This window comes from Kitasatospora sp. HPM-01-4 (assembly GCF_051374625.1).
GTDB lineage: Bacteria > Actinomycetota > Actinomycetes > Streptomycetales > Streptomycetaceae > Kitasatospora.
Genome location: NZ_JBPQGP010000005.1, coordinates 8,512,770 through 8,528,878, shown reverse-complemented (window position 1 = coordinate 8,528,878; position 16,109 = coordinate 8,512,770). Strand labels below are relative to the sequence as shown.

Below are 16,109 nucleotides of genomic sequence, written 5' to 3'. Positions count from 1 at the left end.
GCCCGAGGTCCGCAGACCCGGCCGGCGATCCGAGGAAGCCGGTCGGATGAACCCGTGGACCCCCGGACGGTACGGCGGGGTCCGCCCGCCGGCCCGGCGGCAGCACCGGGAACACCCGGAGCGGGCCGGCGGTTGACCGCTCCGGCAGACACCCATCGAAGGGAATTCCGTGAACCTGTACGACATCCCGCTGCGCACCCTGGACGGTCAGCCGGCCTCGCTCGCCGACCACAAGGGGAAGGCGCTTCTCGTGGTCAACGTGGCGTCCAAGTGCGGCCTGACCCCGCAGTACGCGGGTCTGGAGCGGCTGCAGCAGCGCTACGCCGAGCGCGGGTTCACCGTGCTCGGGTTCCCGTGCAACCAGTTCATGGGCCAGGAGCCGGGCAGCGCCGAGGAGATCCAGACCTTCTGCTCCACCACCTACGGCGTCTCCTTCCCGCTCTTCGAGAAGATCGAGGTGAACGGGGACGGCCGGCACCCGCTGTACGCCGAACTCACCAAGGCCGCCGACGCCGAGGGCGCGGCCGGTGACATCATCTGGAACTTCGAGAAGTTCCTCGTCGGCGCCGACGGCGGCGTGGTGGGCCGCTTCCGCCCGCGCACCGAGCCCGAGTCGGCCGAGGTGATCGCCGCCATCGAGGCCCAGCTGCCGTCCTGACCTCGCTCCGCGCCCCCGCCGGGGCCCGTCGGTGGCGGGGGCGCCGGGTCATGTAGTGTTCTTCCCGTCCAGCACTGGACGCAATTGACGAGTCGAGGAGGTGGGACCGATTACCGCTGTGTCAGGTCGGGTGCTCCCATCCCACGACCGCGCGGACGCACCGAAGCACGAGTAGGTGACCGCGGGGAGCATCCAGAAGGCTTCCCGAAAGGTTACCGTGCCGGTTTTCCCGTCAGCTCTCCTCCGCTCCACCGTTGTCACCAGACTGCGCTCCGCCGGCTGTGTCTTCGCCGAGGACGAGGCGCGGCTGCTCCTGTCCACCGCCGGCACTCCGGCCGAGCTCGCCGCGATGGTGGACCGCCGGGTCGTCGGATTCCCGCTCGAACACGTCCTCGGCTGGGCCGGGTTCCGCGGCCTGCGGATCTCCGTCGATGCCGGGGTCTTCGTGCCTCGCCGCCGTACCGAGTTCCTGGCCGGGCAGGCCATCGCGCTGGCCCGTCCGGGCGCCGTGGTGGTCGACCTCTGCTGCGGTTCGGGCGCGGTCGGCGCCGCGCTGCTCGCCTCCCTGGACGGGATCGAGCTGCACGCCGCCGACATCGAGCCCGCCGCGGTGCGGTGCGCCCGACGCAATGTCACCGGCGCCAACAGCCGTGTGTACCAGGGCGATCTGTACGAACCGCTGCCCGGCACCCTCCGGGGCCGGGTCGACGTCCTGATCGCCAACGCGCCCTACGTACCGACCGGGGAGATCCCCTTCCTGCCGCCGGAGGCCCGCTGCCACGAGCCGCTGGTGACGCTCGACGGCGGCGCGGACGGGCTCGACATCCAGCGCCGGGTGGCCGCCCAGGCGGCCGGCTGGCTCGCCCCGGGCGGCCACCTGCTGATCGAGACGAGCGAGCACCAGGCTCCGCAGACCGTCGCGGCCTTCACCGCCGGGGGCCTGGCGGCCCGGGTGGCCACCTGCGACGACCTGGACGCCACCGTCGTCATCGGCACCAGGCCGTCGGCCGGTTAGGCCCGGACCGCTCCGGTGGAGGCCCGGCGGACCCGTCAGACCTCCACCGGGCGGCGGACCTGTGCGCGGGCGCTCCAACGCCCCTCCAGGCGGCTGATCCTGATCGGGTGCCCGAAACAGCCGCTGATCAGCTCGGTGGTCATCACCTCGTCCACCGGCCCGGACGCCACGCACTCGCCCTCGCGCAGCAGCAGGGCGTGCGTGGTGGTCTCGGGGAGCTCCTCCAGGTGGTGGGTGACCAGGACGGTGGCCAGCTCCGGGTGCCGGGAGCGGAGCAGGTCCAGGCTGCCGAGCAGGAGTTCCCTGGCGGTGAGGTCGAGTCCGGTGGCGGGCTCGTCGAGCAGCAGCAGCCGGGGCCTGGGCATCAGGGCGCGGGCGATCAGGACCCGTCCGCGCTCGCCCTGGGAGAGGGTGGTCCACGGCGACTCGGCCATCCTGGCCAGGCCCATGGTGTCCATCAGCTGTTCGGCGTGGGCGCTCTGCTCGGGTGTGGGCCGCCACCGGAGTTCCGGTTCGATGCTGTTGGTGAGGCCGGTGAGCACCACCTCGCGGACGCTGCGCGGGCTGCGCAGCGGGTGCCGGGGATTGACGTGCCCGAGGTGGGCGCGCAGCGAACGGATGTCGACCCTGCCCAACTGCCTGCCGAGGACGTGCACTTCGCCCCGGGTGGGATGGGAGACCGCGCCCAGCAGGCCGAGCAGGGTGCTCTTGCCCGCGCCGTTGGCACCGAGCAGGGCCCAGTGCTGGCCCGCCTCGACGGTCAGCGAGACCGACCGCAGCAGGTAACGGCCGTCGCGTACCACGTCCACCTCGCGAGCGCGCAACAGCGGTCCCTGGGACGGTACTTCCACGCTCGCCATCTGCCGGGTCCTCCCTGGTGCCGACCTGTACTGACCTGTACTGACCTGTGCGGAACTGCGGCGGACCCGGTACGAGCGGCCCTGCGGCAGGCTAACAGCGCGGCGCTCCCCGCCGCCGGGCCGTCCAGCCCTCGGTCACCGGTCCCGGTGCCACTGCTCCCGCCACCGCCGCTCCCGCCACCACCGCGTGCGAACGGAGCCGCATGCGAACGAAGCCGCGCACGAACGAAGCCGCGTGCGGTCGAGGCCAACCGGCCATGATCTCCCGGAACTTGTCCGCCGAGCGTCCCGATGCGATGACAGCTGTGCAACTACTCCGCACCCGAGGAGGATCACCCGGCCGATCTGGCCGCACACTGTCAGTGGAGGTGGGGAGGATCCGACCGGTTGCCACCGAAAGGGAGGGAACGAGCGATGGACAGTGAGGCAGCGGCGTTCGGGGAGGCGCAGGCCGTCCACCAGCTGTTCGAGGAACACGCCCGCCGGACACCCGAAGCACTCGCCGTCGTCTGCGGCACCGAGCGGCTCAGCTACGCGGAACTGAACGCCAGGGCGGACCGGCTCGCCCGGCATCTGGCCGAGCTGGGCCTCGGCCCCGGCCACCTGGCGGCGGTCGCGCTCGGCCGGGGCCCGGAGCTGCTGACGGCACTGCTCGCGGTGCTCAAGTCCGGCGCGGCATATGTGACGTTGGAGCCCACCGGTCCGGATCCGACGGTCCGCCATGTGCTCGCCGAGGCGAATCCGCTGGTGCTGCTCACCGAGGAGGCGTTCCGGGTACGGCTCACGGACGCGAGCAGCCGCACCGTGCTGTGCCTGGACACCTCCGCCGCGGCGATCGCCGCCCACCCGGCGGCTCCGCTCGGCATCCGGGTGAGGCCCGCCGACCTGGCCTGCGTGTTCTACACCTCGGGCTCCACCGGGATGCCCAAGGGCGCGCTGATCGAGCACCGCAACCTGCTGCACGCCTACCGGGGCTGGCAGTCGGTCTACCGGCTCTCCCCCACCGACCGCTTCCTGCAGACGGCGACGCTGGAGTTCGACGTCTTCACCGCCGACTGGATCCGCGCGCTGGGCACCGGCGGCACCCTGGTGATGGCCCGCCGCAACTTCACCCTGGACCGCACCGCCGAGATCTCCGAGCTGCACGAGCTGGTACTGCGCGAGTCGGTGACGGTGATGGAGACCAACGTCCACACGCTGCGCCGCCTGTTCGCCCACCTCCTGCCGCGCGGGCTGGAGTTGGGCCGGGTCCGGCTGCTCTCGGTGGGCGCGGAGAAGTGGTACCTGGACGAGCAACTGCGCCTGCAGCGCTACCTCGGCCCGGGGGTTCGCCACATCAACGTGTACGGCGTCGCCGAGGCGGCGGTCGACAGCACCTACTTCGACAGCTCGACGCTGGCCGAGGCGCCGGAGCAGGCTGAGCTGATCTCGCTGATCGGACGGCCGTTCCCGGGCACCCGGGTACACCTGCTGGACCCGGCCGGGCGGCCGGTGCCACAGGGGCGGCCCGGCGAGATCTGCCTGGCCGGCCCCGGTGTCGGCCGCGGCTACCTGAACCGGCCCGAACTCACCGCGGCCCGCTTCCGGTCCACCGACCTCGACCCGGACGGCCGGATCTACCGCACGGGCGACATCGGGCGGCTGCGCGCCGACGGGCTGCTGGAGTACCTGGGCCGCGTCGACGACGGTCCGGACACCGGTACCGGAGCGGAACCGGGCAGTGCGGAGTCCACGGCCACCGCCGAGCTCGCGGAGGCCGAGGCGGTACTGCGCGCCCACCCGGCCGTCCGAGAGTGCGCGGTCACCCGGATCCGGACGGCCGGGGGCCGTCCGCGACTGGTCGCCTACGTGGTGACCGGCGGGCCGGCGCCGGAGAGCGGAGCCCCGGAGGGCGGCGCGGAGGGCGTGGCCGAGGGCTGGGCGCTGCGCGCGTACCTCGCCGAGCGCCTGCCCGATCGGCTGATACCGGACGCGGTGGTGCCGCTGTCAGCCCTGCCCCGCACCCGGGCGGGCAAACTGGACCGCCGCAGCCTGCCGCTCCCCGCCCAGCGCGACCACGCCCCCGGGGCGGCCGTCCGCACCGGCACTCCCGTCCGGGCGGGCTCCGCCAAGGCCGGGGCCGGGGTGCGTCCGCGCGGCAGCGCCAAGGCGGGCTACCGGCCGGTGCGCGCCACCGGCGGTGCGACCCCGTCCGAGCGCGGGACGATGGGCCTGCTGTCGACGCTGGTGTTCGCCTTCATCGCCTACGCCGTGACCGATCTCTGCTGGCCCGGCTCGACGGACCTGGCCGGCGTGCCCTCGCCCTGGGGGACGCTCTTCCAACTCCTGTACATCGTCGAGTGGCTGGCCTTCGGTACCGGTGCGGCCTTCCTGCTCTTCGGCCGACCGGTCCTGGAGCGCGTGCGACCGACCCGCCCACAGCTGCTCGTCGGCTCGGCGCGGATCGCGATCGCCTGGCTGCTGATCGCCTGGTGGCCGCAGGACAACTGGTACCGCATCACCAGGGCCACCGACTGGCCCCGGGAGGCCGCCCTGGTCTACGGCTTCAACATCACCCTGGTCATCGCCGCACTCGTGGTGGTCCGCTTCCTCGCCTGGAAGCCCGCCGCGGTTCGCACCCGCTGACCTTCTCGGCCGGCCCAGGGGCTGACCCTGGGCCGGCCGAGAAGGTGCACGGGCTCGCGCCGGCGGGCGGTCACCGCCGCTGCTCCGGTACCGGCCGGATCCCGGGCCAACTGGTCAGCATGCGCCGGCGCAGCTCGGTGCTGAGGCGGCCCAGACCGCGCAGTCCGGGGTGGCCTGCGGCCAGTGCGCCCACCACCGCGAGGCGGTGGGCGAGTCTCTCCCGGGCGGTCGCGCTGCCCCACTTCCAGTCCCTGACCGGGAGCCGGGCCAGCTGGTCGCCGCTCCCTCGCCGGGCACGCTCGACCAGTGCGTCACCCCTGATCAGCCAGCCGGCGCAGGCATCGGCAAGGTCCTGGCCGGGCCCTGTGCCGACCCCGCCGCCGGGTTCGGTGCCGGTCTCGGCGCGCCACACCGCGCGGTACGCGCTCTCCGCCCGCGTCAGCAGCGGCTCGGGCACGGCGGTGACGCACCAGCAGGTCGGGAAGCCGATCCGCAGATAGGCGAGTTCCGTCAACCCGCTGCCCAGCGAGGCCTGTTCGAAGTCGATGAACCTGACCCCGTCGCCGGTGTGCAGGTCGTTGCCCGGGCACGGGTCGCCGTGCAGCAGGGCATGGCCGGGCGCCTGGCGGAGCCGGTGCACCAGGTCCTCCAGCTCCCCGCGCACTCCTGCTGCCACCGGCACCTCCAGCGTCTCGGCCAGCCCCAGGAAGGCGTCCACGTCGGCCTGGACCGGCCCCTGCCAGCGCGGCAGCAGGCCGGCGTCCCGCTCTCCCGCGGTGGCGTGCAGCCGGGCCAGCGACTCGGCGTAGCCGACGACCCAGTCGCCGGTCGGGCTCCGGTGCTCCAGCTGCTCCAGGACCAGTACGCGCTCGCCGGGGTCGGTGGCGAGCAGCGCGGGCACCACGGGTGTGCGGGCCCGGGCGGCGATCCGCAGCGCGGCCACCTCACGGGCGTACCGGTCCTCGGCCTCCGGTCCCTCGACGAGCTGTTTCACCACCACGGGTGCCCCGTCGAGCTCCACCCGCCAGACCCGTGAGCGCGGGCTGCTGCCCAGCCGCCGGGACCTGCCTGGTGTTCCCAGCTCGGCCCGCAGGCCCTCGCCGAACGGCACCTTCGACCACATCCGCCGTCCCCTCCCCGTGTCTTGGAGTGCCCCAGTGGACGACGGCCGGGCGGATCTGTCCAGCGGTTTCGTCCGGCGGACGGCTTCCGCCGTCGATGGCACCCGCCACCGGCACATGCCCAACGCCCTTGCCGCGTCTTGGGGTTAGCGGAGACGATCGCATGATGACGCGACTTCATGACGACGTACGTCTGGCCGGCGCCTATCAGTCGGGCAACGGGATGCCGGAGTCCTCGCTCCGCGCGTGGGCGGAGCTGATCGGGTCGTTCGCGCCCTGCTCGGCGCCCGCCGTGGTGGAGATCGGCGCGGGTACGGGCATGTTCTGTGCGGCGCTGGCCCGCTGGCGGCGGGCGGCACCGGTGGTGGGCGTCGATCCCTCCGTGCCGATGCTGGAGCAGGCCCGGCGGTACAACGCGCCGCCGGGTGTGCACTACGTGGTCGGCTGCGCGGAGGCGGTGCCCGTCCGCGCGGCGGGCTTCGACCTCGCGCTGCTCTCCCGGGTGGTGCACCACCTGCCCGATCGGCCCGCCTGCGCCCGGGAGTTGGCCCGGGTGCTGCGTCCGGGCGGAGCGGTGGTGATCCGGACCACCTTCCGGGAGCGGCTGGACGCGCTCGTCTACGACTACTGGCCGCGGCTCCGGGCCGTCGACGAACAGCGGTTCCCCGGCCGGGACGAGGTGCTCACCGACTTCTCCGCGGCCGGCTTCGCGGTCCGTGAGGTCCGCTCGTTCGCCCAGCCGGTCACCCCTAGCCTGGGCGCCTTCCACGAACGGATGGCCACCCGGCCGCAGTCGAAGTTCGCCTTTCTGACGCCGGAGGAGTTCGAGACCGGTCTGCGCCGTCTGCGAAGCGACGCGGAGTCCGAGCCCGCTACGGCGCCCTGGCCCGTCCACGAACGCTACGACGTGGCGGTGCTGACCCTCGTCTGATCCGTCGGCGGCGCGAGCTTCCAGGGGTGCGCGGAGTCACGTGCCCAGCGCTCAGCCGAGCGGCACCACCGGTCGCGCGGTTCCTCGCGCCCCACCCGCTCGATCAGGCGTACGTGACTTTACGTAGACTTGGGTCACACGTTCCCCAGGGAAGGCGCGACGATGTTCGAACTCGGCACTGACGGCCCCAAGGTGATCGTCGTCGGAGTCGACGGCTCGGACTCCTCCTGGCGTGCCGCCGCCTACGCCGGCGGGCTCGCCCGCCGGCAGGGCGCCAGGCTCGCGCTGGTGTACGTCCAGCCGGTGTCCGTCATGCTGACGATGACCGGCTACGGCGCCGAGCTCAGCGGGACCACCGAGGACGTCGCCGAGGACATCGAGCGGGAGATCCGCACGGCCGTCGGCCGCCTCGGGCCGGGCTTCAGCTCCTCCTGGGAGTTCCACACCCTGGTCGGCGACCCGTTCACCGGCCTCGCCAAGACGGCGGACGAGCTGCGCGCCGACGCCGTGGTGGTCGGCGCCTCCGAGCAGGCCGGGCACCGGGTGATGGGCTCGCTCGCCGTCCGTCTGGTGAAGGCCGCCCGCTGGCCGGTCACCGTGGTGCCGTGATCCGGCGCTCCGTGTTCCGGGCCGGTTCGGCCGCCGGCGCCCCGGCCCTCGGCGGTCAGCCGCGTTCGACCGGTCCGATGGTCAGCGCGTGGACGGTCGGCCCCGCACAGTGCTCGGTCGTCCATGGCAGGAAGAGGGCGGCCTGCTCGTTCGGCGGGTAGATCCGCAGCCCCTGAGCGGAGGAGAGCTGGCACTCCTTGGGGTCGTAGCCGCCCACCCCGTTGCTGTCGTGCAGGACCGCCTTCGCCGTCTGGCCCGGCCCCAGCTTCACGGTGGTGACCGCGCCCTCGGTGCGCGTGGCGGCGTTTCCGGACTGCACCCCGTTCGCGCCGACGTACGAGACGCCCGGATAGCCGCTCATCGTGCAGTTGGTGTTGGAGGTGTTGGTGAACACCAGGGTCGAGTAGTACTGGCCCGCACCGACGCTGGGGTTCTTCTGCACCACCGAGAGCTCGTTGCTGGTGCAGGCCCGCGTCGAGCCGGTGCCCGCCTTGACCGCCGACGCCCCGGACGAGGCCGGCTGCCCGCCCGAGGCCGCGTCCGAGCCCCCGCCCGAACCCGCCCCCGCACTCGCCCCCGTGGAGCCCGCAACGCCGACGGAGCCGCTGGCTGAGGCGGCCGACGGCGCACCCGTCGCCGACCCGCCCGAAGACGACGAGCACGCCGTACCCGCCAGCGCCACCGCGGCGATCACCGCGACCGGCGCCGCGACCGCGCGCGCCCTCGAACCCGGCGCACCCATCCCTCGAACCGACCTGATTCGCATCTGCCACACCCCTTGCAACGGCCCTGATCCACGGGCTTCTGACACTGTCAACCTGCCCGCACCGAAACGCCCAATACCCATGTGTTGCAGAGCCGTTGCACATCTCGGACAGCCCTGGGACACCAGGCCGACACCGGGCCGACGGCCGACGGAGGGCCGGCGGGCGCTCGATCCCGCTCAATCCTCCGCTCAGTCCCCCATGAACACCACTCGACGGGGCGAGCCCGAGGCCCCGGGCGCCGCCGTCACCGAGGTGCGCCCGGCCGGTACCGCGCGCTCCCGGCCCCAGGTGCGGATCTCCTCGATCTGCTCGGGGTTGGTTCGGCTGAGCGGGGTGGTGTTGACGAAGGTGTCCAGCACGAAGGACGGGCGCAGCCGGGCGGCGCCGCCGTTCAGATGGACCTCCGCGCCGACCTCGTGCAGGGCCGCCTCGATGTCGGAGCCGGCGAAGCCCTCGGAGAGGTCCACCAGGCGCTCCACCTGGTCCGGATCGGGTTCGGTCTTGACGTAGCGGCGGTAGTAGAGCTCGATGATCTCCTTACGGTCCTGCGGGTCGGGCAGGTCCACGAAGAAGAGTTCATCGAAGCGGCCCTTGCGCAGCAGCTCCGGCGGCAGGCTGCGGACGTCGTTGGCGGTGGCGACCACGAAGGCCCTGGACTGCGACTCCTGGAGCCAGAACAGGAACTGGCCGATGATGCGCTGGGCCGCACCTGACATGTCGTGGCTGCCGGCCAGCCCCTTCTCGATCTCGTCGATCCACAGGATGCACGGCGCCACCCGGTCGGCGGTCTCCAGGGCCTCGCGCATCCGCCCCTCCGACTCGCCGAGGTACTTGCCGTGGATGCTCGCCATGTCCAGCCGGTAGAGCGGGAGTTGCCACTGTGAGGCGATCGCCTTGGCGGAGAGGGACTTGCCGCAGCCGGGTACGCCGACCAGCAGGACTCCGCGCGGCGGCCGCAGGTCGGTGCCGCGCAGGTCGGCGTGCATCAGCTCGTTCTTGCGCTTCAGCCAGTCGCGCAGATTGCTCAGTCCGCCGACCGAGTAGTCCGAGGACTTGAGCTGGACCCGCTCCAGACCGGCCAGATCGCTGAAGATCCGGTCCTTGGCCTGGGCCAGCGCGAGCACGTCCTCGCGCCGTACCGCACCCCGGGCCACGATGGTGGCCATCAGGTTGACGGCCTCGGCCTCGGTGACGCCGAGCAGGAACTCCGAGGCGCGGCGCGCGTCGTCCTCGCTCCACTCGATCGGGACCACGCCGTGGTGGTCGTCCAGGAAGCCGCGGACGGTCTCGAACATCTCGTCGGCGTCCGGCAGATCGAGCCGCAGGCTCATGCCCAGGCGCTGGAGTCCGCTCCAGATCGGGTTGTCGGTGATCAGGACGATGCTGCCGGCGTTGGCGTCGGCGAGCCGGGCCAGTTCGGCGACGTGCCGGGTGAAGTGGGTGTCGCCCTCCAGGCCGTCCGGGTCGACCAGGATCAGGGTGGCCATCGGCCGGCTGGTGAACTGCGCGGCGGCGAAGTCCATCGCCCCGGTCAGTGAACGGTCGTCCTGCACGGTGGCGTTGGACCTCAGCTCACGCAGCCCGGTGGCCCGGGTGTAGATCCAGAACGGCTGGCTGGTGCGGCGCGACTGGGTGGCCACCTCCTTGACCAGGCGCAGCGCCCGCTGCTGCTCGATGGTGCGCAGTCCGATGACCGGTACCCGCGCGGTGAGGTAGCTGTCGAGGTCGGCACGGATGTCGGCGTAGTTCGGCATGGGGAGCCTCGGGTCTCGGTTCGGCCGGTGGAGGCCTTGGCGGTGGTCCGGCCGGTGACGGTTTGGGCCGGCGGGTCAGACCGACCGGCGACAGGGCACGCGGCGTCCACGCTCCCTATCGCCGGTCGGTCTCAGCCGGTGATGATGCGGCGGCGGGGCGCGGCCGTCGGGTCGTAGGACCAGCCGCTCGGGTCGGCGGGGGGCGGCTGGGCGATGACGGCGGTGAGCGGGTTGTCCCGCAGGGTGCGGCGGCGGGCCTCGACGACCCGTGGATCCGCGCCGAGGGTGGTCAGCCGCTCCAAGTCGCTCTCCAGGTCCCGCTGGATCCGCCGGACCGTGTCGTCGAGGAGTCCGGCCAGCTGGGCCCGCAGTTCCTCGGGCAGCGCGGGGTGCGCGGCCAGGGCGCGGACCCGGTGGAGTCCGCCGCGGGCCTGGGCGACGGCCCTGCCCACGGCGAACTCGTCGCCGGCCGCGTTCATCGCCGCCGTCAGCGCGTCCGCCCAGCCCTGCAGCCGCTGGTTGAACGCGCTCTCCAGTCGCGCCCGGAGACGGTCGAGGGTGTCGGCTGGGAAGTCCCCGGGCGCCAGCGGGGGCAGGCCCGCGCCGTCCACCGGTTCGCCCCCGGCCCACCGTTCGAGGAAGTCCGCCCAGGCCTGGTAGGGGCCGCCCAGTGTTGCCGGGCCGCTCATCGGCCGGCGCCCGGGCGCCGTACGGTGACCTCGCCCGGAGGCAGCGGCTCCCAGTCCGGGAGGCTGTCGACGATCCGGCGCAGCCGGTCGGTGACCCGTTCGGTGGCGGGCCTGGGCTGGGCCGCCCACGGGGAGGCGGCCGGGCGGCGCGGCGGCGTACCGGGATGGGACGGTGTGGTCACTTGGCGTCTCCTTGCGGCGCGCCGTTCTGCCCGGGGCGGACGGCTCGCCCGTCGAACGGGCTCTGGGCGTGTACGGCCGTGGCCAGCGAGGCGATGAACTCCCGGGTGCCGGCCTCCACCTGGTCGGCTTCCCGGTAGGCGCTCTGCCAGTCGGTCAACTCGGCGGCTGCTCCGCGCAGTTGCTGAAGGGAGTCGTTCCTGGCCCGTTCCAGCAGCTGCCGGGTGGACTCCACCGCCTTGCGGGCGGCCTCCGAGCGCAGGTGGATCAGGCCGCCCCAGACCAGGCCGACCAGTACCACGCCGACCAGTGCGACGCCGATGGCGGCCGTGCCGACCACGATCAGGATCAGCGCGAGTACCAGGCCGAGCACGCTCAGCTGGCGCTTCAGCGGGTAGGCGAGGGCGGCCAGGAAGGGCTGCATGTGCTGGTCCCAGTGCTGGGAGAGGGACTGTTCCAGGGTCTCCAGCGGGGTGTTGAACGACCCGTACCACGGCGGCAGGTTGAACGCCTTGGCGCCGGCGGTGTGGCTGGCGGTGAACGTCGCCTGGACATCCGGTGGCTGAGCCATCCGGTAGTCCCGGCTGAACCCGCCGTGGGCCTCGGCGAACCACTCGTGGCAGGCCGCGACCGCCAGCCGCTGCGTGGCGGCGGAGGCCCCGATCGCGTCGGGGTTGAGGGCGGCGGTGGACTGCACCGTGAGGATGTCCAGGGTCTCCTCCAGCGAGGCCGAGTCCACGTCGACGGTGTGCCGGGCAGCCTGGACGTCGCCGTGGTGCTCCACCACGGCGTGGTTGAACGCCAGGTCGCGGCGGAGCGGCAGTTCCTCGTTGTCGTACTCGGAGACCAGCCGGTCCAGGATGTCGTCGATCGCGTCCTCCAGCCGCTCCGACGGCCTCGACTCCCGGTCCAGCAGCGCGGTGTACTTGGTCAGCACCGCCTGCTGGGCACCGGCCGAGGAGAGCACGGAGTCCAGCAGCGGCCACTGCGGCGAGACCGCCGCCAGCCTGGGGAACCGTCCGGCCGCCGAGGGTGTGCGCAGGCTCTCGATCTCCGCGCGCCAGCGCGCCACCTGGGCGGCCCGCGCCTGGTCGTCCTGCAGCAGGGTCTCCCGCCAGCGGTCGAGCGTCTCGCTGAGCAGCTCCCGGCCGACCGGGCCGAACGCCCCCTGGGAGATGGACTCCAGGATGACCGCGAACTCCCGGCCGAGTGCGGCCGGGTCCTGGGTGATCAGGTAGTGCCGCAGCCAGCGGACCGCGCTCTGCTGCCGGCCCTGCCGGCGCAGCACCAGGGCGAAGAACAGCGAGGTGCGTTCCGGGGAGCGCCGGAACGCCTCCTCGACGGCCCGTTCGCACAGTGCGGGCTCGTCGGCCGACCAGGCGGCGAGGGCGACCAGGGTCGGGGCGAGCCAGTAGCGCGGGGTCTGGATCATGAGCTGCTCGCTCACCGTCCGTACGGTGTCCTCCGACACCAGGCCGACGTCGAAGGCCTGGAGCAGGCCGACCGCCGTCCGCCGGATGGTCTTGTGGTGGCCGAACTCGTGGTCCACCTGGTCCTGGATGACTCCGATCCGGGTCTCGGCCCGCTGGACGTTGGCGGTCAGCTCGGCCTGCCGGGCGAAGGCCAGGAAGTCGGCGCGCAGCTGCTGGAGTTCGCCATGGGTCTGCTGCTGGGCCGCGCCCACGGCGGAGACCTGGCCCGACACCTGGCCGACCTGCTCACCGAGCCGGGCAACCATCCTGTTGACCTGCGCCACCTGGTTGCGCAGGACGTGGTCCACCTCGGTCATACGACTCTCCGTTCGGGCTGCTGCAAGTCCGTGCGGTGCTGCGGGGCTCGGGGGTGCCGCGAAGCTCCGCCCCGCTGCGGGCTCTCGTGCTGCTGTGGGGTCTCGTGCTGCTGTGGGGTCTCGTGCTGCTGTGGGGTTCGGCGCTGCCGCGTGACCTCCCGGCGGTGGGACCGGCGGGCGGAGGTCACGGGCGCACCACCGTGCCGTCGGGGAGCACCGGCAGGACCAGCCCGCCCTGGTACACCTCGACGTACGCGTAGGCACCGGTGCGCACCAGCATCCGGGCCGCCGCGAAGGGAGCGGGCATCGGGTCGGCGGGCGCGAAGTGCTGCACGATGGCGTGGGTGAGGTCCAACCGGTGGTCCACGAACGGCGGTCCGAGGTGGCAGGTGGCCAGGAAGCCGAGCGGGAAGTCCCCGTAGTCGGTGGTGTACCGGTCCCTGAACCAGTCGGCCAGCTGACGGCAGGCGGCCGGGTCGAGCTCGGCGTCCAGGCGGCGCACCGCACCCAGGTACTGCGCGGGCCGCGTCCTGAGCCGCTCGGCGCCCACCCCGGTCCTGGCCTGGCGGGCTCCGGTGACCGGCCCGCTCGCGGCCTGCCGCCCGGCCGCGATGTCCGTGCCCGGGCGGACGACACGGCGTGGCTGTTCGATGAAACCCATGAGTCCCCCGCTGGTCATGGTGCGACCGCGCCGCTCTCCCGGCGCACGGTCGAGAAGGATATTGGCTCCTCCCCCGGCCGGGCCGGGGAATTTCCTGGCTCACACTGCCTGGCCGCCCTGCGGACGGCCGGGTCTTCCGCGATCGGCACCAGCCGGGTCGAGACCAGCCCGGACCAAAGGGCCTGCGGAGAAGGACACATGCTCGGTTCCCGCAACGCGACCAGCACCCTACCAGGCGGGCGGGCGCCGATCCCCCGTCGGCGGATCGGCTCTCCCCGCACCGTCGGAGAGGAGGCCTGGCCCCGCTCCCGAGGCCCCGGCGACCGCACTTCCATGGTGCGCGGCCGCACGGGCGATCGGTACGGTCCGACCGGAGGACGACCGGGTTCCGGCCGGAAGACGACCACTTGACGGGGCATCACACCGCCACCGCCTGGAAGACTTCTCCCCCATGAGGACCGTGTTTGCACTCCTGGTGGGCATTGACGACTACACCCGAATCGGCCGCGCCTCGCTCGGTGGCTGCCTCAACGACGTCGCGGCGGCCCGCAGTTGGCTCGAGAAGCAGGTGGAGCCCTCGCCCGTGATCCGGACCCTGCTCGACGCGGACGCCACCGTCGAAGCGGTGGCCGAGGGCATCCGCACCCACCTCGGACAGGCCGGGCCCGAGGACACCGCGCTGTTCTGGTTCTCCGGCCACGGCACCGAGTTCCCGGCCCTGCCGGAGGAGTTGGCGGTCGAGTCCACCGGCAGATCCCAGGCGCTGGTCTGCGCCGACGGCCCGCTGCCGGACAAGCGGCTGCGGGTGCTGCTCGACCGCATCGCCGCCCGTGGCACCCATGTCGCCGCCGTGCTCGACTGCTGCTACGCGGGCGGCGCCACCCGGGACGCGGTGGGCACCGTCCGCTTCCTCCCGCCGGACCCGTCCTGGCCCGCGGCCGCGGCCGCCCGAGACGCCGAGGGCACACCGACGGACCCCGGCCATGTACTGCTCGCCGCGAGCCGGCTGGACCAGCTCTCGTACGAGGACTGGTTCGACGGGCGACAGCACGGGGTCTTCACCCATGCGCTGCTGGGGGCGCTCGGCGAGGCCGGCGGACGCGAGTCGACCTACCGCCGGCTGCTGGCCGCGGTGCACTGCCGGGTGCAGCGCTCGGGCGACCGCCAACGCCCCGTACTGCTGCCGCTGCAGGCCGGCGGTCCCGCCGACCGGCCCTTCCTCGGCGGAGCCGTCCGGGAGCCCAGCCGGCACCTGCTCCGGCACGGCCCCCTCGGCTGGGAGGTGGACTGCGGCACCGTCCACGGGCTGCACGGCGGTGAGGACGGCGCCCGGGGCACGGAGTTCACGGTGACCGCGGAGCCCACGGTCCCGCCGACCGGCCAGGACGCTCCCGGAACGGGCGGGGACGTTCCCGGCACGGGCGGAGCGGTCCTGCGGGCCAGGAGCGTTGGCGCCGAACGCACCCTGGTGGAACCGTCCGGCTGGGCCCCCGATCCGCGCCGCAGCTACCCGGTGGCGCTCTCCGCGCTCGCGCTGCCCCCGGTCTCCGTCCTGGTCGAGGCGCCCGGCGCCCCCGGTGCGGCGCGGGAGTTGGCCGAGGCCCTCGGCAGCGCCGGACCGGGCGGCGGCCCCTCCCCGCTGCTGCGGACGGCCGCCGGACTTGAGGACGCGTCCGGCCTGTGCCTTCGGGTCGTGGTGCACGGCGGCCGGGCCCGGATCCTGCTGCGCGACGGCACGTCGGCCGTACCGCCGCTGCCGCTGGCCGGCCCGGCCGACGCCCGGCGGGTCGCCGACTGCCTGGTCCACCTGGCCTCCTGGCACCAGCTGCGGGACCTCACCAGCCCCGACCCGGTCCTCAGCTCGCTGGTCCGGGTGGAGGTGACGCCCTGGGACGGCGACGACCCGATCCTCCCGGACGGCTCCGGCGAACTGCTGTGCGCCTACGGCGGCGGCCCCGGTGACTGGCGGGTGCCACGGGTCTCGATCCGGATCCGCAACCGCTCGGCCGGCCGGACCCTGTGGTGCGTCCTGCTCGACCTCACCGACAGCCACGCCAGCCACTCCGCGCTCTTTCCCGGGCACTTCATCGGGCCCGGCGGCGTCGGCCACGCCCTCGACGGCGAGCCGGTGTACCTCAACCTGCCGGCCGGGCGTCCGGTGCGGCCCGGCTCCTACACCCGGGACTGGCTCAAACTCATCGTGGCCGAAGGCGAGTTGAACACCGTTCCGTTCCAGCTCGACCCCTGGGACCCGACCGCCCCCGTGGACCGGAAGACGCAACGCCACCCGGACGGGGTGTTCCGTCCCACCGGTCCCGACCGCGGCCGGGACCTGGGCCCGGGCCCCCGCCCGGCCTCCCCCGGCCGGTGGGCGACGCTCACCCTCCCCATCCGCACCGTCGTCCCCGACCACCGGAACGCGGGGTCCTGATCTCCGCACACCGCTGCGG

The 16,109-nt window shown here is 73.4% G+C and carries 14 protein-coding genes; 6 read left to right on the top strand and 8 right to left on the bottom strand.

The features are described 5' to 3' along the window. Positions 1 to 169 precede the first annotated feature (169 nt). Together ACSMTC_RS36940 and ACSMTC_RS36935 are read left to right on the top strand one after the other, a co-directional pair. Positions 170 to 658, top strand: a complete 489-nt coding sequence (locus tag ACSMTC_RS36940; protein ID WP_436564114.1) for a glutathione peroxidase — start codon at positions 170 to 172, stop codon at positions 656 to 658. A 217-nt stretch (positions 659 to 875) separates the two neighbouring features. Continuing rightward, complete coding sequence (locus tag ACSMTC_RS36935) at positions 876 to 1,673, top strand: putative protein N(5)-glutamine methyltransferase (RefSeq protein ID WP_436564113.1); 798 nt, start codon at positions 876 to 878, stop codon at positions 1,671 to 1,673. Between the two features lie 35 nt (positions 1,674 to 1,708). Here the strand turns inward: ACSMTC_RS36935 and ACSMTC_RS36930 are convergent, their stop codons facing one another. Further along, complete coding sequence (locus ACSMTC_RS36930; RefSeq protein ID WP_436564112.1) at positions 1,709 to 2,533, bottom strand: ABC transporter ATP-binding protein; 825 nt, start codon at positions 2,531 to 2,533, stop codon at positions 1,709 to 1,711. A gap of 414 nt (positions 2,534 to 2,947) precedes the next feature. Here ACSMTC_RS36930 and ACSMTC_RS36925 point away from each other — a divergent pair, with 414 nt between their 5' ends. Next, on the top strand, positions 2,948 to 5,158 hold the full coding sequence (locus ACSMTC_RS36925) for an amino acid adenylation domain-containing protein (protein WP_436564111.1): 2,211 nt from the start codon (positions 2,948 to 2,950) through the stop codon (positions 5,156 to 5,158). 70 nt (positions 5,159 to 5,228) lie between these two features. Here ACSMTC_RS36925 and ACSMTC_RS36920 read toward each other — a convergent pair whose 3' ends face one another. Beyond that, entirely contained in the window at positions 5,229 to 6,281 is a 1,053-nt protein-coding gene (locus tag ACSMTC_RS36920) for a phosphotransferase (protein WP_436564110.1), read from the bottom strand. Positions 6,282 to 6,445: 164 nt separating this feature from the next. Between ACSMTC_RS36920 and ACSMTC_RS36915 the strand changes: the two genes are divergently transcribed. Then, complete coding sequence (locus tag ACSMTC_RS36915) at positions 6,446 to 7,210, top strand: class I SAM-dependent methyltransferase (RefSeq protein WP_436564109.1); 765 nt, start codon at positions 6,446 to 6,448, stop codon at positions 7,208 to 7,210. Between the two features lie 162 nt (positions 7,211 to 7,372). Continuing rightward, positions 7,373 to 7,819 carry a universal stress protein gene (locus ACSMTC_RS36910; RefSeq protein ID WP_436564108.1) on the top strand — a complete coding sequence of 149 codons (447 nt, stop codon included), beginning with the start codon at positions 7,373 to 7,375 and terminating at the stop codon, positions 7,817 to 7,819. Positions 7,820 to 7,874: 55 nt separating this feature from the next. Here the strand turns inward: ACSMTC_RS36910 and ACSMTC_RS36905 are convergent, their stop codons facing one another. The 6 genes from ACSMTC_RS36905 to ACSMTC_RS36880 form a co-directional block, all read right to left on the bottom strand. Next, the gene (locus ACSMTC_RS36905; RefSeq protein ID WP_436564107.1) at positions 7,875 to 8,585 is read right to left on the bottom strand and encodes a DUF4232 domain-containing protein; all 711 of its coding nucleotides are present in this window, start codon (positions 8,583 to 8,585) and stop codon (positions 7,875 to 7,877) included. Positions 8,586 to 8,774: 189 nt separating this feature from the next. Next, positions 8,775 to 10,340 (bottom strand): AAA family ATPase, encoded by a 1,566-nt coding sequence (locus tag ACSMTC_RS36900; protein ID WP_436564106.1) that lies wholly within the window; start codon positions 10,338 to 10,340, stop codon positions 8,775 to 8,777. Positions 10,341 to 10,471: 131 nt separating this feature from the next. After that, the gene (locus ACSMTC_RS36895; protein WP_436564105.1) at positions 10,472 to 11,029 is read right to left on the bottom strand and encodes a hypothetical protein; all 558 of its coding nucleotides are present in this window, start codon (positions 11,027 to 11,029) and stop codon (positions 10,472 to 10,474) included. Then, a complete protein-coding gene (locus tag ACSMTC_RS36890) occupies positions 11,026 to 11,211 on the bottom strand; it encodes a hypothetical protein (protein WP_436564104.1) in 186 nt (61 codons plus the stop codon). The genes ACSMTC_RS36895 and ACSMTC_RS36890 overlap by 4 nt, the downstream gene beginning before the upstream one ends. Then, positions 11,208 to 12,998 carry a hypothetical protein gene (locus ACSMTC_RS36885; protein ID WP_436564103.1) on the bottom strand — a complete coding sequence of 597 codons (1,791 nt, stop codon included), beginning with the start codon at positions 12,996 to 12,998 and terminating at the stop codon, positions 11,208 to 11,210. The genes ACSMTC_RS36890 and ACSMTC_RS36885 overlap by 4 nt, the downstream gene beginning before the upstream one ends. 184 nt (positions 12,999 to 13,182) lie before the next feature. Beyond that, complete coding sequence (locus ACSMTC_RS36880) at positions 13,183 to 13,677, bottom strand: hypothetical protein (protein ID WP_436564102.1); 495 nt, start codon at positions 13,675 to 13,677, stop codon at positions 13,183 to 13,185. 433 nt (positions 13,678 to 14,110) lie between these two features. Between ACSMTC_RS36880 and ACSMTC_RS36875 the strand changes: the two genes are divergently transcribed. After that, complete coding sequence (locus ACSMTC_RS36875) at positions 14,111 to 16,090, top strand: caspase family protein (RefSeq protein WP_436564101.1); 1,980 nt, start codon at positions 14,111 to 14,113, stop codon at positions 16,088 to 16,090. Positions 16,091 to 16,109: the final 19 nt, after the last annotated feature.